The sequence below is a fragment of the Actinomycetes bacterium genome (assembly GCA_035489715.1).
GTDB lineage: Bacteria > Actinomycetota > Actinomycetes > JACCUZ01 > JACCUZ01 > DATHAP01.
Map to the genome: position 1 here is coordinate 12139 of DATHAP010000108.1, position 19435 is coordinate 31573.

The window sequence follows — 19435 nt, forward strand, 5'->3', positions numbered from 1 at the left end:
TCGCTGGAGGACCTCTGCCCCGGCAGGCCGCGTCCTAAGCCCCGCGTGGCGCTCCGGCGAGCACGACGTCGAGCAGCCGCACCGCGCCGGCCTTGTCGAGGGGGTCGTTGCCGTTGCCGCACTTGGGCGACTGGACGCAGGACGGGCAGCCGTCGAGGCACTCGCAGGCCGCGATGGCGTCCCGGGTCGCAGTCAGCCAGTCGAGCGCCGCCGCGTGGCCCCTCTCCGCGAAACCGGCGCCCCCGGGGTGTCCGTCGTAGACGAAGACGGTCATCCGGCCGGTGTCGGCGTGGTGCGCCGTGGAGACGCCGCCGATGTCCCACCGGTCGCAGGTCGCGAACAACGGCAGCAGGCCGATCGAGGCGTGCTCGGCCGCGTGGGCGGCGCCGGGGACCTCGGCGGTCGCGACGCCGGCCCGGCCCAGGCCGTCGGCGTCGACGGTCCACCAGACGGCGCGGGTGCGGAGATGCCGGGGAGGCAGGTCGAGCGGCTCCTCGCCCAGCACCTCGCCGGTGACCACCCGGCGGCGCAGGTACGAGACGACCTGGTTGGTCACCTGCACCGTCCCCAGCGAGAGCGTGACGTGCTCCCACTCGCGGCTGGTCGTGGTCTCGACCACGTCGATCTCGGTGACGTCTCGGGCGGTCGTCGTCCAGTCCGGGTCGGCGCGGCTCATCATCGCGACCTGGTCGTCGAGGTCGAGCGAGGACACCAGGTAGGTCTCGCCCTGGTGCAGGTAGACCGCTCCGGCGTGGACCGTGGCGTGCGCGGCGCCGCCGTCGACGGTGCCGAGCAGGCGGCCGGTCTCCTCCTCGACCAGCCCGACCGGCCGGCCGCCGACGCCGCGGATGTCGGCCAGGTCGCTGGCCCGCTCGGGCCGGGTCCAGAACAGACCGGTGGCCCGGCGTCGGAGCAGCCCGCGGCCCACGAGGCCGGCGGCGACCTCGGCGGCGTGCGGGCCGAACGCTGTCAGGTCGTCGTCGGTCAGCGGCAGCTCCGCCGCGGCCGCGCACAGGTGCGGTGCCAGGACGTGCGGGTTGTCCGGGTCGAGCACGGTGGCCTCGACCGGCCGGCCGAACAGCGTCTCCGGGTGGTGCGTCAGGTAGGTGTCGAGGGGGTCGTCGCGGGCGACCATCACCGCGAGCGCCTCCTGACCGGCCCGCCCGGCCCGGCCGGCCTGCTGCCACATCGACGACCGGGTGCCCGGGAAGCCGGCCATCAGCACCGCGTCCAGCCCTGCCACGTCGACGCCGAGCTCGAGCGCGGTGGTCGACGCGACGCCGAGCAGCCGGCCGGACTGAAGGTCGGCCTCGAGCGCCCGGCGCTCCTCCGGCAGGTAGCCGGCGCGGTATGCCGCGACCCGACCGGCCAGCTCGGGCTCGACCTCGTCGAGGAGCCGGCGCGCGGTCAGCGACACCGTCTCGGCCGCCCGGCGGGAGCGGACGAAGGCCACGGTCCGCACCCTGTCGAGGACCAGGTCGGTCAGCAGGTCGGCGGTCTCGGCGGCCGCGCTGCGACGTACCGGCGCCTCGTTCTCGCCGGTCAGGTCGGTCAGCGGCGGCTCCCACAGCGCGAACAGCAGCTCGCCCCTGGGCGAGCCGTCGACGGTCACCGGGACGACCTCGCGCCCGGTGAGCCGACCGGCCGACACCTCCGGCTCCGAGACCGTGGCCGAGGCGAGGACGAACGTGGGGTCGGCGCCGTAGTGCGCGCACACCCGCTGCAGCCGCCGCAGGACCGACGCGACGTGCGAGCCGAACACTCCCCGGTAGCGGTGGCACTCGTCGACGACCACGAAGCGCAGGTCGCGCAGGAAGCGCGCGAACCGGGGGTGCCCGGGCAGCACCGAGCGGTGCAGCATGTCCGGGTTCGTCAGGACGTACGTCGCATGCCGCCGCACCCAGTCCCGCGACTCGGAGGCGGTGTCGCCGTCATAGGCGGCCGCGCGGAGCTCCGGCAGGCGCAGCTCGGTCACGGCACGGAGCTGGTCGGCCGCCAGGGCCTTGGTGGGGGAGAGGTAGAGCGTGGTGCCGCCCCCGTCGAGCGCGGCCGTGACGGCCGGCAGGAGGTAGCAGAGCGACTTGCCCGACGCGGTGCCGGTGGCGACGACCGTCGAGCGGCCGGCCCAGGCGAGCTCGGCGGCCTCGACCTGGTGCGACCACGGGGCGGTCACCCCGGAGCCGGCCAGCGCGGCGACCAGCTCGTCGTGCGCCCATGCCGGCCAGCCGCCCACGACTCCGGGCCGGGCCGGCACCCGCTCGACGTGGGTGACCCGCTCCCGGCGGCCCGGCGCAGCCAGCAGCCGCGCGAGCCGCTCGTCGGCTCCCGACCGGGCGGCGGCCGGAGGGGCGGAGCTCGGCGGCACCGACGCATCGTCGCACCGGCCACCGACGGGCTCCCCTGCGGGCGAAGTCGAGTCGAGGATGGTTGACTACGACCCGGTCGACGGGGAAGACCGGGAACACCTGTTCGACGCTCCGGACAAGTCAATGGACCGCCTCACCTGCTGGAGGACACGTGGACCTCTCCCTCTCGACCCGCACCGAGGGTGACCGCACCATCGTCGAAGTGGGCGGCGAGATCGACGTCTACACCGCACCCCGCCTGCGCGAGCAGCTCGTCGACCTGGTCGCGGACGGCAAGTACCACCTCGTGGTCGACATGGAGCGGGTCGACTTCCTGGACTCGACCGGCCTCGGCGTCCTGGTCGGCGGGCTCAAGCGGGTGCGCGCCCACGACGGTTCGCTGCGCCTGGTCTGCACCCAGGAGCGCATCCTCAAGATCTTCCGGATCACCGGCCTGACCAAGGTCTTCCCGATCCACTCCTCGGTGGACGAGGCGGTCAACGCCGCCGAATGACGCCGATCCTGACGACCCGACCCAGGAAGGTGGACGTGGCGACCGTCGAGCTCCGCTTCAGCGCCCTGCCGGCGCACGTGCGCACGGCCCGGCTGGTGGCCGCCGCGGTGGCCCGCCGCTCGGGGGTCGACGAGGCGGTCCTCGACGAGGTGCGCCTCGCCGTGGGCGAGGCCTGCTCGCGGGCCGTGCACCTGCACCGGCGCTTCTGCCCCGACCGTCCCGTCACCGTCACCCTGGTCGACGACCCCGAGGTGTTCCGGGTGGTCGTCGCCGACGAGGCGCCGGTCGACGACGGCACCGACGAGGGCGACCTGGCCGACCTCACCGACCTCACCGACCTGTCCGGCGGCGCGGCCGACCTGGACGACGTGGTGCCCCCCGGCGTGGGGCTCGCAGTCATCGCCGGCCTGGTCGACGACGTGACCGTCGAGCAGGGCGGACCCGGTGGCGCCCAGGGGATGACCGTGCGGATGTCCTGGCCCACCAAGGTCTGAGACCCCCGCCACCCGGTGGTGTGACAGGGGGTCACCACTCGGGGGCGGTTTTGTTGTTCCTGTTGGCGGCTGCGTAGACTCCGGCCGCGCCGAGTGCCACCCCGCCGCAGTCGCAGGGCTCCCCGGGTCGGCCAGGGATCCGTCCCTCGCGCACGCAGTTGCCGGGCGCCATCCACCTCCCGGGTGGGCGGTGCCCCCGTACAGGAGGACATATGTCGGGGCCCACCCTTGCCGCGGACGGCGAGCAGCTCGATCTGACCGGTGCCAACCTCACCTACGTCGTCATCGTGGGCGTGATCGCACTGATCGCTCTCGGCTTCGCGGTGGCGCTGCGCAGCAGCGTGCTGGCCGCCGGCCAGGGCACCGAGCGCATGCAGAGCATCGCGGCGGCGGTGCAGGAGGGCGCGTCCGCCTTCCTCGCGCGCCAGTTCCGCACCCTGGCGGCCTTCGCCGTCCTCGCCCTGATCCTCCTGTCGCTGCTCCCGGCGGACACCGCCTCGATCCGCGTCGGCCGCAGCGTCTTCTTCCTCGTGGGTGCCGGGTTCTCCGCCTTCATCGCGTACGCCGGCATGGGGCTCGCGACGCGCGCCAACGTCCGGGTGGCCGCTGCTGCGCGCGAAGACAACGGTGCGGCCACCGCGATGCAGATCGCCTTCCGCACCGGCGGTGTCGTCGGCTTCCTCACGGTCGGCCTCGGCCTGCTGGGTGCCGCAACCGTGGTCCTGATCTACAAGGGCGACGCCCCGACCGTCCTCGAGGGCTTCGGCTTCGGTGCCGCGCTGCTCGCGATGTTCATCCGGGTCGGCGGCGGCATCTTCACCAAGGCCGCCGACGTCGGCGCCGACCTCGTCGGCAAGGTCGAGCAGAACATCCCCGAGGACGACCCGCGCAACGCCGCGACCATCGCCGACAACGTCGGCGACAACGTGGGTGACTGCGCCGGCATGGCCGCGGACCTCTTCGAGTCGTACGCCGTCATGCTGGTCGCCGCGCTCATCCTGGGCCGTGCCGCCTTCGGCGAGGAGGGCCTGGTCTTCCCGCTCATCGTCCCGGCCATCGGGGTCGTCACCGCCATCATCGGTGTCTTCATCACCCGGCTGCGCCCCACGGACAAGAGCGGCATGCAGGCCATCAACCGGGCGTTCTTCACCTCTGCCGCCATCTCGGCCGTCCTCTGCGCGATCGCGGCGTTCGTCTACCTGCCGTCCGCGCTCTCGGACCTGTCGAGCATCGAGCCCGGCATCGTCGCCGAGGCCGGCGACCGCGACCCGCGGCTGCTCGCCATCGGCGCGGTCGTCATCGGCATCGCGCTCGCCTCGGTGATCCAGCTGCTGACCGGCTACTTCACGGAGAGTGCCCGGCGCCCCGTGCAGGACATCGTGCGCACGTCCCTCACCGGCCCCGCCACGGTCATCCTGTCCGGCTTCACCGTCGGCCTCGAGTCGGCCGTCTACACCGCGCTGCTGATCGGCTCGGCCGTCTTCGGGGCGTACCTGCTCGGTGGCGGGTCGGTGCTCCTGGGTCTGTTCTGCGTGGCCCTCGCCGGCACCGGCCTCCTCACCACGGTCGGCGTCATCGTCGCCATGGACACGTTCGGCCCGATCTCGGACAACGCGCAGGGCATCGCCGAGATGTCCGGTGACATCGACGAGGCCGGTGCTCGCGTTCTGACGGACCTCGACGCGGTGGGCAACACCACAAAGGCGATCACCAAGGGCATCGCGATCTCGACCGCCGTCCTCGCGGCGACGGCACTCTTCGGCTCCTTCACCGACTCGGTCAAGACCGCGGTCGCCGACACCGGCGAGGAGCTCGGCAACTCGGTTCGCGACCTGCAGTACACCGGCGTGCTCAACGTGTCGGACCCGAAGAACCTGGTCGGTCTGATCATCGGCGCCTCGGTGGTCTTCATGTTCTCCTCGCTCGCTATCAACGCCGTGACCCGTGCCGCCGGCGCCATCGTGTTCGAGGTGCGCCGCCAGTTCCGCGAGATCCCGGGGATCATGGAGGGCACCGGCAAGCCGGAGTACGGCAAGGTCGTCGACATCTGCACCCGCGACTCGCTGCGCGAGCTCGCCACCCCGGGCCTGCTGGCCGTCCTCGCCCCCATCGCTGTCGGCTTCGGCCTCGGCGTGGGCGCCCTGGGCTCGTACCTCGCCGGCGCCATCGCCGCCGGCACCCTGATGGCGATCCTGCTCGCGAACTCCGGTGGTGCCTGGGACAACGCGAAGAAGATGGTCGAGGACGGCGCCAACGGCGGCAAGGGGTCGCCGGCCCACGAGGCGACGATCATCGGCGACACCGTCGGCGACCCGTTCAAGGACACCGCGGGCCCGGCCATCAACCCGCTCATCAAGGTGATGAATCTGGTGTCGCTGCTCATCGCGCCGGCCGTCGTGTCGCTGTCGCTGGGCGAGGACGAGAACACCGCGCTGCGGGTGCTGATCGCGCTCCTTGCGGTCGGGGTCATCGTCGGTGCGGTCGTCTTCTCCAAGCGCAAGAGCATCGCGGTCGCAGAGGAGAAGGAAGAAGCCGGCGTCCCCCAGGTCTGAGCTGCGGGAGGCGTTCCGGGCGGCGGGCTACACCGTCGACGGGGTCGCCGACCGGCTCGGGCCGGAGGCCACGGCGGCCCTGCAGCGGCACGAGACCGTCCCGGCCCGGCGGCGTACGTGCGGCGGCGACCCGCTCGACGCCCTGGTCCGGCTCTTCCTGCTGCAAGACCCGGTCGACGCCCGGACGACCGGCCTTCCGGTCGCCGCGCTCCTGGCCGCAGGCCTGGTCGAGCAGTCCACCGGCGAGGTCCGCGCGGTGCTCGACGTCCGTCCGTACGGCGAAGCCGTCGTCGGGCACAGCGGCGAAGCCGTCGTCGGGCACGGCGGCGAAGCCGTCGTCGGGCACCGCGGCGAAGCCGTCGTCGGGCACAGCGGGGAGCCGGAGGGGCCGGCCTGGTGGGTGGTGTCCGACCTCGGCACCGGGCTGGACGGCCGGCACCGGCGGCTCGACCCGGAGCACGTCCTCGGTGTCGGTGGCGCGTCGGCGACCCTCGCGCAGGTGACGGTGCGGCGTGACGTCGACCGGACCCTGGACATCGGCACCGGCTGCGGTGTGCAGGCGCTGCACGCGTCGCGGCACAGCCGCGCGGTCGTGGCGACGGACGTGTCCGCCAGGGCGCTGCGTCTCGCCGCGATGACGGCCGGGCTGTCGGACGTACGTCTCGACCTCCGGCCGGGTGACCTGCTGCAACCGGTCGAGGGCGAGAGCTTCGACCTGGTCGTGTGCAACCCGCCGTTCGTCGTCGGCGCACCGGCCGGCGCCGCGCGGCACACCTACCGCGACGCCGGCCTGGACCTGGACGGCCTCGGCGCGCGGCTCTCAGCGTCGGCACCGGAGCTGCTGCGCCACGGTGGGACGTTCCAGATGCTCGCGAACTGGGTGCACCTCGCCGGCGGCGAGTCGTGGGAGGAGCGGGTCGCCGGGTGGCTGCCCGCGCACGGCGTGGACGCGCTCGTCGTGCAGCGTGAGGTCCTGGACCCGGCGGAGTACGTCGCCACCTGGCTGCGCGACGCCGGAGAAGAGGGCTCGACGACGTACCGACCGCACTACGACGCCTGGCTGGGCGCGCTCGAGGACGCCGGAGTGCAGGGCATCGGCTTCGGCGTCGTGTCGGTCCGGCGGACCGGAGACGCGCCTCGGGTGACGACGCTCGACTGGCCGCACCCGGTGCAGCAGCCGCTCGGCCCCCACCTTGATGCGTGGTTCGCGCGGCAGCGCTGGCTGGCCGCGCACCGCGACGACCATGCGTTGTCGCGGGCGGTGCTGGTGCTCGCGGACGACGTCGTGCAGGAGCAGCGCGGGGCGCCCGGCGCCGATGATCCCGCGCACCTGGTGCTGCGGCAGCAGCTCGGTCTGCGCCGGGCCGTCGAGGCCGACACGGCCACAGCCGCGCTGGCCGGTGCCTGCGACGGGCAGCTTCCTGTGGGCACACTGGTCGCGGCCGTGCGCGAGGTCCTGGGTGGGGTTCCGGACGGGCTTCTCGACGAGGTGCGTCACCTGGTCGATGTGGGGGTGCTGGAGCCGCCGGTTTGACAGAGGTTGGCATCCTGGGGCCCGCACGACCCATCCGACAAGGAGAAGAGAGGCACGTGGCGGCGACAGAGCAGGACAGCACGAACCAGCCGGGCACCCGCCGGCTGGTCATCGTCGAGTCGCCGGCCAAGGCCAAGACCATCAAGGGCTACCTCGGTGCGGGCTTCGAGGTCGAGGCGAGCGTCGGCCACATCCGTGACCTGCCGACGCCCTCGGAGCTGCCCGCGTCGGAGAAGAAGGGCCGCTTCGGCAAGTTCGCGGTCGACGTCGACTCCGACTTCGAGCCCTTCTACGTCGTCGACGCAGACAAGAAGAAGAAGGTCGCGGAGCTCAAGCGGGCCCTCAAGGACGCCGACGAGCTCTTCCTCGCGACCGACGAGGACCGCGAGGGCGAGGCCATCGCGTGGCACCTGCTGCAGGTGCTGGAGCCCAAGGTGCCGGTCCGCCGCATGGTCTTCCACGAGATCACCCGCGACGCGATCCGCCAAGCCGTCGAGCGGACCCGCGACCTCGACCAGAGCCTGGTCGACGCCCAGGAGACCCGGCGGATCCTCGACCGGCTCTACGGCTACGAGGTGTCACCCGTCCTGTGGCGCAAGGTCCGACAGGGGCTTTCGGCCGGCCGGGTCCAGTCGGTCGCCACCCGGCTGGTCGTCGAGCGGGAGCGCGAGCGCATCGCCTTCCGGTCCGCGTCCTACTGGGACATCGCCGCGACGCTGCAGAAGTCCGGGGGCGACGAAGCGACCGGCGCCGGCCGCTTCGACGCGCGGCTGGTGCAGGTCGACGGCCGCCGGGTCGCGACCGGCCGCGACTTCGGCAGCGACGGCCGCCCGGTGGCGCGCTTCGAGGGCGTGCACCTCGACGAGGGCGACGCGCGCTCCCTCGCCACCGCCCTCGACGGTCGCGACTTCGCGGTACGCTCGGTCGAGGACAAGCCGTACAGTCGCCGCCCGGCCGCGCCGTTCATGACCTCGACGCTGCAGCAGGAGGCCAGCCGCAAGCTGCGGCTCTCGGCGCAGACCGCGATGCGGCTCGCGCAGCGGCTCTACGAGAACGGCCACATCACCTACATGCGCACCGACTCGACGACGCTGTCGGAGTCGGCGCTGAACGCCGCGCGGTCCCAGGCCCGAGACATCTACGGCCCGGAGTACGTCCCGGACGTGCCACGCCGCTACGAGCGCAAGGTCAAGAACGCGCAGGAGGCGCACGAGGCGATCCGGCCGTCCGGTGACTCGTTCCGTACGCCCGGACAGCTGGCCGGCGAGCTCAGCCGCGACGAGCTCGCCCTCTATGACCTGATATGGAAGCGCACCGTCGCCTCGCAGATGGCTGACGCCCGCGGCCAGACCGTCACCGTGCGGCTCGGCGCGACGACCGAGGACGGCCGGGACGCCGAGTTCTCTACCAGCGGCACCGTCATCACCTTCCGTGGCTTCCTCGCCGCCTACGAGGAGGGACGCGACGACGACCGTCGCGAGGACGACGACGATCGCGAGCGGCGGCTGCCGCAGCTGCGCCAGGGCGACGCCCTCGACGTGCTGTCGCTGGAGCCGGACGGCCACGCGACCTCGCCCCCGGCCCGCTACACCGAGCCGACCCTGGTGCGAGCCTTGGAGGAGCGCGGCATCGGTCGCCCGTCGACGTACGCCTCGATCCTCGGCACCATCATCGACCGCGGCTACGTCTTCAAGCGCGGCTCCGCACTGGTCCCGTCGTGGCTGGCGTTCGCCACGATCGGCCTGCTGGAGAAGCACTTCGGGTCGCTGGTGGACTACGACTTCACCGCCGAGATGGAGGAGGACCTCGACCGGATCGCCAGCGGTGACATGAACCGGGTCGCCTGGCTGCGCCGGTTCTACTTCGGGCAGCAGGCCGATGGCGGCGCGACGCTGGCCGGCGGCGACGACGACCCGGGCCTGCACGAGCTGGTGCAGGGCTTCGGCGACATCGACGCGCGCGAGGTCAACTCGATCCCGATCGGCAACGACATCGTGCTGCGGGTCGGCCGCTACGGGCCGTACGTCCAGCGCGGCCCGGACGGGGAGGAGTCGTCCGAGCGGGCGTCGGTACCGGAGGACATGGCGCCCGACGAGCTGACGGTCGAGAAGGCCGAGGAGCTGCTGGCCGCGCCGAGCGGTGACCGTGAGCTGGGCACGGACCCGTCGAGCGGCCTGCCCGTCGTGGCGAAGGCCGGGCGCTACGGACCGTACGTCACGGAGGTGCTGCCCGACGAGGCACCCAAGAGCGCCAAGCCACGAACCGGGTCGCTGCTGTCGACGATGTCGCTGGACACCGTCACCCTCGACGACGCGCTGCGGCTGCTGTCGCTGCCGCGCGTCGTCGGCGTCGACCCGTCGGACGGCGCCGAGGTCACCGCGCAGAACGGCCGCTACGGGCCGTACCTGAAGAAGGGCACCGACTCCCGGTCGCTGGAGACCGAGGAGCAGATGTTCGACATCACGCTCGAGCAGGCGCTGGCGATCTACGCCCAGCCCAAGCAGCGCGGCCGCCGGACCGCCGCGCCGCCGCTGCGCGAGCTGGGTCCCGACCCGACGTCAGGCAACCCGGTGGTGGTCAAGGAGGGTCGCTTCGGGGCGTACGTCACCGACGGTGAGACCAACGCCACCCTGCGCAAGGCGGACTCGGTCGAGAGCGTGACGATCGAGCGGGCGGCGGAGCTGCTGGCCGAGAAGCGCGCCAAGGGGCCGGCGCCGAAGAAGCGCGCAGCCCAGAAGACGGCCAAGAAGTCGACCGCGAAGAAGACGGCCAAGAAGGCCGCGACCGAGAAGTGAGGGCCGCCGACGGGGGCCCGCGGACGCCCGGATCGGCCTGGGGACGCTGCGCCGGTCCGTGGGCGGTGCCGTCTACGCTGGCCCGGTGAGCACCGCCACGCAGGTCATCCCGGACCACGACCTGCGCGGCGTGCTGCGGATCCCCGCCTTCCGCCGGCTGTGGACCGCGCTCTCGCTGTCCAGCCTCGGTGACTGGCTCGGCCTGCTCGCGCTGACCGCTCTGGCGCCGCGGCTGGCCGATGACGGCTACGCCGCTGCCAACCTGGCCATCGCGGGCGTCTTCATCCTCCGGCTCGCCCCGGCGATCCTGATCGGGCCGCTCGGCGGGGTCGTCGCCGACCGTCTCGACCGGCGCTGGACGATGGTGGTCTGCGACGTCGCGCGGTTCGCCCTGTTCCTGTCGATACCGCTGGTCGGCACCCTGTGGTGGCTGCTCGTCGCGACGCTGCTCATCGAGGTCGCCAGCCTGGTGTGGATCCCGGCCAAGGAGGCCACGATCCCCAACCTGGTGCCCCGCGAGCGCCTGGAGACGGCCAACCAGCTCAGCCTGTTCACCACCTACGGCTCGGCGCCGGTCGCCGCCGCGGTCTTCGCCGGTCTGGCGCTGCTCTCCGGCATCCTCGACAACCCGGTGCCGGCCATCGACCAGGTCGAGCTCGCGCTCTACGTCAATGCGGCCACCTTCCTGGTCAGCGCGGCGACCATCGTCCGGCTCACCGACATCCCGGCCCGCGACCGGGGAGTCGGCGCCCACCCTCCCGGTGTCTGGCGGACCATGGTCGAGGGCTGGACCTACGTGGGGCGCACCCCGCTGGTCCGCGGGCTGGTGCTCGGCATGCTCGGTGCCTTCGCGGCCGGCGGCGCCGTGATCGGCCTGGCCCGCACCTTCGTCACCGACCTGGGTGCCGGCGACCCGGGCTACGGCCTGCTCTTCGGGACGGTGTTCATGGGCCTGGCGCTCGGCATGCTGGTCGGCCCGCGGTTGCTGCCCGACTTCAGCCGGCGGCGCCTGTTCGGGCTGAGCATCTTCGCGGCCGGCCTGGCGCTCTCTCTGCTCGCGCTGATCCCCAACATGGTCATCGCCGTCCTGGTGACACTGGTGATCGGCGCCTTCGCCGGCGTCGCCTGGGTGACCGGCTACACGCTGCTCGGCCTCGAGGTCGCCGACGAGCTGCGCGGCCGAACGTTCGCGTTCGTGCAGACCACGGTCCGGGTCGTGCTGGTCCTGGTGCTGGCGGTCGCCCCGCTTCTCGCCGCCGCCTTCGGCCAGCACGAGATCCGGGTCAGCGACGCGATGGTGCTGACCTACAACGGTGCCGCCATCACCTTCCTGCTGGCCGGCCTGCTCGCGGCCGCGCTCGGCATCGTGTCGTTCCGCCACCTCGACGACCGCCGTGGGGTGCCGGTCGCGGCCGACGTCGCAGCGGCCTTCCACAGTGAGCCGGTGGGCCCGCGCACCGAGGCCCGGCGGGATTACGGCTTCCTGATCGCGCTCGAGGGTGGCGAGGGTGCCGGCAAGTCCACCCAGGCACGAGCCCTGGAGGCCTGGCTCACCTCGCTGGGCCACGACGTCGTGGTCACCCACGAGCCGGGCGCGACCGAGGTGGGCCGCCGGCTGCGGTCGGTGCTGCTCGACCCCACCGGCGACGACGGTCGGCCGGCTCCTGCGCTGTCGCCGCGGGCCGAAGCGCTGCTCTTCGCAGCCGACCGGGCCGAGCACGTCGCGACCGTCATCGCGCCGGCGCTGGCGCTCGGCCACGTGGTGGTGACCGACCGCTACGTCGACTCCTCGGTCGCCTACCAGGGCGCCGGGCGCGACCTGGCGCCCGCCGAGGTGGCCCGGCTGTCCCGCTGGGCCACGGAGGGGCTGGTCCCCGACCTGACCGTGCTGCTCGACCTGCCGGCCGCTGACGGGCTGCTCCGGGTGACCGCGCCGGACCGGCTCGAGGCCGAGCCGCTGGCCTTCCACGAGCGGGTGCGCGAGCGCTTCCTCGACCTGGCGCGCCGCGGCGGGCCGCGCTACCTCGTGGTGGACGCGACCGGGCACCCCGACGAGGTGGCCGCCGCGATCCGGGCCCGGCTGGAGCCGGTGCTGCCGCTGAGCGCCGCCCAGCGCGAGGAGCGCGAGGCGGCTCGGCGGGCTGCCGAGGAGCGGTCCCGGGTGGAGGCGGAGCTGCGGCGCCTGGAGGAGGCCCGTCAGCGGGCCGCCGCCCAGGAGCAGGCCCGGCGCGAGGCCGCCGAGGCCGAGGCCCGCCACCGCGAGGAGGAGACCCTGCTCGAGGAGCGCCGGCGGCTGGCTGCCGCCGAGGCCGAGGTGCGGGCCCGCGAGGAGGCCGAGCGCCGTGCCGTCGCGCAGGCCGAGCACGACCGCGAGGAGGCCGAACGGGCCGCCCGCCGGGCCGCCGAGGCCGAGGCCCGTCGGGACCGTCGCGAGGCGCACCGGGCCGAGCGCGAGCAGACCCGCACCTCCCGGCACGCGGCCGGCCACCGCCACGGCGGGCACGGCGACCCCGACGACCAGCTCACCGGGCGCCGGCGCGCCGATGACCCGACCCGCGAGCTCAGCCTCACCGACGAGCTGTTCGGCGCCGACGACGACGACCGGACGGTCCAGCTGCCGCGGGTGACCGACCGCGGCGACGACCGGTGACACCGTGACCGCGGCGCCCCCGACGTCCGACCTCCCCGTTGGTCCGCCTCCCGGGGTGGGCGAGGGCGTCTGGGCCGACCTGGTCGGCCAGGACCGCACCGTCGAGGTGCTGGTCCGCGCGGTGGCCGAGCCGGCCGGCATGACCCACGCCTGGCTGTTCACCGGGCCGCCCGGGTCGGGGCGCTCGACGGCGGCGCGGGCCTTCGCCGCGGCGCTGCAGTGCCCACGCGGTGGGTGCGGTGAGTGCGCGTCGTGCCACACCGCGCTGGGGGGCACCCACGCCGACGTCGAGGTGGTGCGCACGGAGGGCGTCAGCTTCCTGATCAGGGACGTGCGCAGCCTGGTCGGCCGGGCAGCCACCCACCCGTCCGGCGGCCGATGGCAGGTTCTCGTCGTGGAGGACGCCGACCGGCTCGCCGAGCGCACCAGCAACGTCCTGCTGAAGGCGATCGAGGAGCCGACGCCGCGCACGGTCTGGCTGCTCTGCGCGCCGTCGGTCGACGACGTACTGCCGACGATCCGGTCCCGGTGCCGGCACCTGTCGCTGCGGACTCCCTCCAGCGCGGCGGTGGCCGACGTGCTCGTGCGCCGCGACGGGGTCGACCCTGGGATGGCCGGCTTCGCCGCCCGGGCCGCGCAGGGGCACATCGGGCGGGCGAGGCGGCTGGCGACCGACGAGCAGGCGCGGCTGCGGCGCCACGACGTGATGCGGCTGCCGCAGTCACTGGACCGGGTGAGCGCCGCGATCACCGCCGCCGCCGAGCTGGTGGCCGCGGCCACCGAGGACGCCGACGAGGCGTCGACCGCGCGGGCCGCGGCCGAGACCGAGCACGTGAAGCGGGCTCTGGGCATCGGTGTCGGCGCCCGCCAGCCGGCGGGTGCGAGTGCCGCGCTGGGCGAGCTCGAGAAGGAGCAGCGGCGCCGGGCGACCCGTGCCAAGCGCGACGGCATCGACCGCGCCCTGGTCGACCTGGCCGGCTTCTACCGCGACGTGCTGGCCGTCCAGGCCGGGGCCGAGGTCGAGCTGGTCAACGAGGAGATGCGCGAGGCGGTGACCGCGATCGGCCGGTCCAGCTCGCCGGAGACGACCCTTCGGCGGATCGACGCTGTGCTGCGGGCCCGCGAGCAGGTCGACCTCAACGTCGCACCGCTGCTCGCGGTCGAGGCCATGACGGTGGCCCTGCGCGGCGGCTGACCATCCCACCCACCGCACGGACGGACGCCCCGGCCCTGGGGGACCGGGGCCGGGGCGTCCGCCGTGACGCTGTCCGGATCAGCCCCCTCGCGTCGGCGGCGCGGCCGGGCTGCCGAGCGCCGTGCCCAGGACCGGGCCCAGCGTCACGGCCATCGCGGCGCCGGCGGAGACGCTGAGGACCCCGGCGGCTCAGCTGCGGGGGTGGTCCTGTCATGTCGCGGTCCCTTCGAGTGGGGGGTGTCCGGCCCCGCAGGCGCTGGGCCAGACGTGTCGATGGCGGGTGAGCGGCGGCTGGGGGGCGGGTCGGGCGGGTCGGGCGAGCTGGGACGCAGGGGTGGGCGGCCGTGGGGCCGGGCGCGGGCGCCCGCCCTTAGGACGCGGACCGGCCGACTTTTTCCTGTGACGGAACAATGTCCGTCCGATTTAGACCCTGTCAAGCCCTCATTGTGACCTAGTTCACGTCATGCTCGGACATGCAGCGGACTGTACGACCGTGCTGACCTGGCCTGAGGTCGGGAGCTGGCACTTCGTCCCGCTCAAAGAAAAAGTTCTCGAGACTTTCACGAAACCTCTTCCTTACACGGCGGTTCTGTTCTAACGTCACCGCCACGTTCGTGGTGCGGGCCGCGGACCAGACGGAAGAGGCACACACATGCGGCGGGTGCTCGTCGGCCCCGAGAACGCCCACCAGTCGATGCTGGTGAGGCTGCTGCGCGACCTCGGCCCGGTCAGCCGGGCCGAGCTGGGCGATGCGGTGCGGCTCTCCCGCTCCAAGCTCGCGGTCGAGCTGGACCGCCTCACCGAGATCGGTCTGATCGAGCCACGGGGCCTCGCCGCCTCGCGTGGCGGGCGCCGCTCCTCGATCGTCGACCTCGCGGGTGGCCTTCGCTACCTGGGCATCGACATCGGCGCCACCTCGGTCGACGTGGCGCTGACCGATGCGCACCTGACCGTGCTCGAGCAGGTCAGCGAGGCCATCGACGTGCGCACCGGCCCCGAGTCGGTCCTGGCGGTCGTCCTCGAGCTGGTCGGCAAGCTCCGCGCCGAGGACAGCGCCTTGGAGGTCCACGGAGCCGGGGTGGGGGTCCCCGGGCCGGTCTCGTTCCGCGACGGCGTCCCGGTGGCGCCGCCGATCATGCCGGGCTGGAACCAGTACCCCGTCCGCTCGGTCCTGGCGCAGCACCTCGGCTGCACCGTCCTGCTGGACAACGACGTGAACATCATGGCGCTGGGCGAGATGCACGCCGGACTGGCGCGCTCGGTGCAGGACCTGCTCTTCGTCAAGGTCGGCACCGGCGTCGGCTGCGGCATCGTGGTCGACGGTGCCGTCTACCGGGGGGCCAGCGGCAGCGCGGGCGACATCGGCCACATCCGGGTCGACGACGACGGGCCGATGTGCACGTGCGGCAACGTGGGGTGCCTCGAGGCCCACTTCAGTGGCGCGGCGCTGGCCCGGGACGCCACCGAGGCCGCCCGATCCGGACGCTCCGACCTGCTGGCCGAGCGCCTGCGGGAGGCCGGGACGTTGACGGCCGCCGACGTCGCGGTGGCGATGGCCGCCGGGGACGCCGCCGCACTGGAACTGGTCCGTGAGGGCGGCCGCAACCTCGGCCTGCTGCTGGCCGGGCTGGTCAGCTTCTTCAACCCCGGCATGGTGGTGCTGGGCGGCGAGGTCTCGATGGGCCTGGGACACCCGCTGCTCGCGGAGATCCGCAGCGTCGTCTACCGCCGGTCGCTGCCTCTCGCCACCGGCAACCTTCCGATCGTCCTGTCCGAGCTAGGACACCAAGCCGGTGTCGTCGGCGCGGCCCGGATGGTCTCCGACTCGGTGCTCAGCCATGCCTGAGCCGACGACGCAGCCTGCGGCTGACCAGCCCCTGCTCGCGATGACCGGCATCGTCAAGGAGTTCCCCGGCGTCCGCGCTCTCGACGGGGTCGACCTGGACGTCCGCGCGGGAGAGGTGCACGCGCTGCTGGGCCAGAACGGCGCGGGCAAGTCGACGCTGATCAAGGTCCTCGCCGGTGCGCACCAGCCAGACGGCGGCTCGATCACGTGGCTCGGGGAGGAGGTCCGCCTGGCCAACCCCCAGGCCGCGATGCGACGCGGTGTGGCCACGATCTACCAGGAGCTCGACCTCGTCGACGGCCTGACCGTCGCCGAGAACGTCTACCTGGGTCACGAGGACTCCCGGCTGATGACCAGGCCGGCGGCCACCAACGCCCGGACCCGGGACCTGCTGAAGCGGCTCGGCCACTCCGAGCTCTCCCCCGGCCGCGAGGTCGGCCTCCTCTCGGCGGCCGGCAAGCAGATCGTCAGCATGGCCCGCGCCCTCTCGCACGACGCCCGGCTGATCATCATGGACGAGCCGTCCGCGGTGCTCGACTCCGGCGAGGTGGACAACCTGTTCCGCGTCATCCGGGACCTGTCGGCTCAGGGCGTCGCCGTGGTGTACATCTCGCACCGCCTCGAGGAGATCCGCCAGATCGCCGACCGGGTGACCGTCCTCAAGGACGGCCGGACAGTGGCGACCGGCTTGATCGCGGCCGAGACCTCGACACCCGACCTGATTCGGCTGATGACCGGCCGCTCCATCGAGTACGTCTTCCCCGAGCGTCCGGCCGCCGCCACGACGGACCCGGTGCTCGCGGTCGAGGGACTGTCCCGGGCCGGCGAGTTCGCCGACGTGTCGTTCTCCGTCGCCGCCGGCGAGATCGTGGGCCTGGCCGGGCTGGTCGGGTCCGGGCGGTCGGAGATCCTGGAGACCGTCTACGGCGCCCGCCGGGCGACCGCGGGCTCGGTCACCGTCGACGGCCGGCCGCTGCGCAACGGCTCGGTGCGGGCCGCGGTGAACGCGGGGGTCGGCCTGGCCCCGGAGGAGCGCAAGAGCCAGGGGCTGCTGCTCGACCAGTCGGTCGCCCGCAACGTCAGCCTGTCGTCGCTGTCGCGCTTCACCCGCCTCGGCTTCGTCCGGCGTCGCCAGGAGCAGGCCGCCGCCGAGGAGCTCGCTACGTCGCTGGAGGTCCGCCCCACCGGCGTCACCCGGGCGGCGCGCACGCTGTCCGGCGGCAACCAGCAGAAGGTCGTGCTGGCGCGGTGGCTGCTCCGGGGCTGCCGGGTCCTCCTGCTCGACGAGCCCACGCGCGGCGTCGACGTGGGTGCACGCAGCGAGATCTACGCGCTCGTGCGGAGGCTGGCGGCCGACGGGGTCGCCGTCGTCGTGGTCTCCAGCGAGGTGGAAGAGGTGCTCGGCCTGGCCGACCGGGTGCTGGTCATCAGCGAGGGCCGCGTCGTCCACGAGGGACGGGCGACCGACATCGACGAGCACCGCGTGCTCGATCTGGTCATGGAAGGCAGCAGAGAGATGGCAGAGCAGTGAGCGAGCGGACACCGGCGCAGGCTGCCGCACCGCCCCAGGACGAGCGCGGCCGCGTGGAGCGCGCCGCTGTCAGCGCTGGTGAGCGCAGTGCGGAGTCGCCGCTGATCCGCTTCCTGAGCAACCCGGCGGGCCGCAACCTCGGCCTCGTCATCGCCCTCGCCATCCTGGTGGTGATCGGCATAGCCACCGCGGGCGACCGCTTCGCCAGCGTCGACAACATGCTGACGATCCTGCGGCTGGCCTCGATCATCGGCGTCGTCAGCATCGGCATGACGTTCGTCATCACCGGTGGGGGTATCGACCTGTCGGTCGGCGCGATCGCCGCCCTCGCCTCGGTCTGGTCCACGACGCTGGCGACCCAGACGATGGCCGAGGACACCCACTGGGGCCTGATGGTCCTCACCGCGCTGGCGGTCGGCGCGGGCTGCGGCCTGGTCAACGGCGTCCTCATCGCGTACGGCCGGATCGCGCCCTTCATCGCCACGCTGGCGATGCTGGCCGCCGCTCGTGGGCTGGCCGAGATCATCGCCGAGAAGAAGACCCAGATCGTCACCGTCGACGAGTTCGTCGACGTGTTCGGCGGTGACGTCCTCGGTGTCCCGGTCCTGGTCATCATCTTCGCGCTGGCTGCGGCCGGGGGCTGGGTGCTCCTCAACCGGACGACGTTCGGGCGCCGGACCCTCGCGGTCGGCGGCAACCCCGAGGCGGCGCGGCTGGCCGGCATCGACGTCCGTCGGCACACGGCGCTGCTCTACATCCTGCTCGGGCTGGCATGCGGGGTCGCGGCCGTCATGATCGTCGCCCGCACGACGACCGGCAGCTCAACGCACGGCAACCTCTGGGAGCTCGATGCGATCGCAGCCGTCGTCATCGGCGGCACGCTGCTCTCGGGTGGCCGGGGGACGATCGTCGGCAGCGTCCTCGGTGTCCTGATCTTCACGACCCTCACGAACGTCTTCACGCTCAACAACCTCGACACCTCGACCCAGGCCGTGGCGAAGGGCGTGATCATCATCGCCGCCGTCCTTCTCCAGCAGCGGGTCTCCGCACGGCAGGGCGCGCCCTGACCCTGAGCCCGGTTCATGACGTCCCACCGCGCCCGACTTCCCGCCTCCCGTCCCACCCACCGACCCTGGCGACCGCCGGGGACCCACCTGAGGAGAACTCATGTCCCTGCGCACCACGAGCCCGCTCCGGCGGAGCGTGGCGGGTGCCGGCGCCCTGCTGGCCGCCGCCGCCCTCCTCGTCGGCTGCACCAGCAACGACCCCGAGGACTCGGGCGACGACGGCGGCAGCAACTCGGCCGAGAACGCCGGCAGCTCCAACGACGACACCGGTGACACCGTCACCATCGGCTTCTCGGGACCTGAGGCCGACCACGGGTGGCTGGCCGCCATCAACAGCGCCGCGGAGGAGGAAGCGGCGAAGTACGACGACATCGACTTCAAGCAGGCCGAGGGGACCAACGACGCCAGCCTGCAGATCAGCCAGATCGAGACCTTCATCAACGACAAGGTCGACGCGATCGTGCTGCTGCCGACCGACGGCGCGGCGCTGACCGACGTCGCACGCAAGGCGATGGACGCCGGCATCCCGGTCATCAACGTGGACCGCGAGTTCTCGTCGCCGTTCGCGGCGCGGAGCACCATCCTCGGCGACAACTACGGGATGGGCGTCTCCGCGGGAACGTACGCGTGCGAGCTGATCGCAGAGAACGACATCGCCGACCCGGTGATCGCGGAGATCGCGGGCATCGACGCGCTGCCGCTGACCCAGGACCGCTCGAAGGGGTTCAAGGACGCGCTCAAGGCGTGTGACCAGGACGTCGACAACCGGGTCGCCGCGGAGTTCACGGTGGAGTCCGGCGAGAAGGCCGCGTCCAACCTTCTCCAGTCCGCTGACAAGATCGACGTCATCTGGAACCACGACGACGACCAGGGCGTCGGCGTAAAGGCCGCCTTCGACAACGCCAACCGTGA

Annotated in this window: 12 protein-coding genes; 11 read left to right on the forward strand and 1 reads right to left on the reverse strand. The window is 73.1% G+C overall.

Annotation, left to right across the window (positions count from 1 at the left end):
- Positions 1–34 precede the first annotated feature (34 nt).
- Positions 35–2302, reverse strand: a complete 2268-nt coding sequence (locus VK640_08585) for a DEAD/DEAH box helicase (protein ID HTE73241.1) — start codon at positions 2300–2302, stop codon at positions 35–37.
- A gap of 215 nt (positions 2303–2517) precedes the next feature.
- Between VK640_08585 and VK640_08590 the strand changes: the two genes are divergently transcribed.
- From VK640_08590 to VK640_08640, 11 genes are all read left to right on the forward strand, one after another.
- Entirely contained in the window at positions 2518–2859 is a 342-nt protein-coding gene (locus VK640_08590) for an STAS domain-containing protein (GenBank protein HTE73242.1), read from the forward strand.
- 35 nt (positions 2860–2894) lie between these two features.
- Positions 2895–3353: an ATP-binding protein gene (locus tag VK640_08595; GenBank protein ID HTE73243.1), complete on the forward strand. Its 459-nt coding sequence runs from the start codon at positions 2895–2897 to the stop codon at positions 3351–3353.
- A 212-nt stretch (positions 3354–3565) separates the two neighbouring features.
- On the forward strand, positions 3566–5905 hold the full coding sequence (locus tag VK640_08600) for a sodium-translocating pyrophosphatase (protein ID HTE73244.1): 2340 nt from the start codon (positions 3566–3568) through the stop codon (positions 5903–5905).
- Positions 5829–7439: a methyltransferase gene (locus tag VK640_08605; protein HTE73245.1), complete on the forward strand. Its 1611-nt coding sequence runs from the start codon at positions 5829–5831 to the stop codon at positions 7437–7439. The genes VK640_08600 and VK640_08605 overlap by 77 nt, the downstream gene beginning before the upstream one ends.
- A 56-nt stretch (positions 7440–7495) precedes the next feature.
- On the forward strand, positions 7496–10234 hold the full coding sequence (gene topA, locus VK640_08610) for a type I DNA topoisomerase (GenBank protein HTE73246.1): 2739 nt from the start codon (positions 7496–7498) through the stop codon (positions 10232–10234).
- A gap of 85 nt (positions 10235–10319) precedes the next feature.
- Positions 10320–12884, forward strand: a complete 2565-nt coding sequence (gene tmk, locus VK640_08615; GenBank protein ID HTE73247.1) for a dTMP kinase — start codon at positions 10320–10322, stop codon at positions 12882–12884.
- A 55-nt stretch (positions 12885–12939) separates the two neighbouring features.
- Positions 12940–14079, forward strand: a complete 1140-nt coding sequence (locus VK640_08620; GenBank protein ID HTE73248.1) for a DNA polymerase III subunit delta' — start codon at positions 12940–12942, stop codon at positions 14077–14079.
- 661 nt (positions 14080–14740) lie between these two features.
- A complete protein-coding gene (locus VK640_08625; protein ID HTE73249.1) occupies positions 14741–15925 on the forward strand; it encodes an ROK family transcriptional regulator in 1185 nt (394 codons plus the stop codon).
- Positions 15918–17456, forward strand: coding sequence for a sugar ABC transporter ATP-binding protein (locus tag VK640_08630; protein HTE73250.1), 1539 nt, complete (start codon positions 15918–15920; stop codon positions 17454–17456). The genes VK640_08625 and VK640_08630 overlap by 8 nt, the downstream gene beginning before the upstream one ends.
- The gene (locus tag VK640_08635) at positions 17453–18523 is read left to right on the forward strand and encodes an ABC transporter permease (GenBank protein HTE73251.1); all 1071 of its coding nucleotides are present in this window, start codon (positions 17453–17455) and stop codon (positions 18521–18523) included. The genes VK640_08630 and VK640_08635 overlap by 4 nt, the downstream gene beginning before the upstream one ends.
- A gap of 100 nt (positions 18524–18623) precedes the next feature.
- Positions 18624–19435: substrate-binding domain-containing protein (locus VK640_08640; GenBank protein HTE73252.1), on the forward strand; the 812-nt coding region annotated here is incomplete at its 3' end.

What these genes read in the sequence shown, in the direction of transcription:
- VK640_08600 (HTE73244.1), top strand. Translation starts at nt 3,566, where the DNA reads ATGTCGGGGCCCACCCTTGCCGCGGACGGCGAGCAGCTCGATCTGACC.
- VK640_08630 (HTE73250.1), top strand. Translation starts at nt 15,918, where the DNA reads ATGCCTGAGCCGACGACGCAGCCTGCGGCTGACCAGCCCCTGCTCGCG.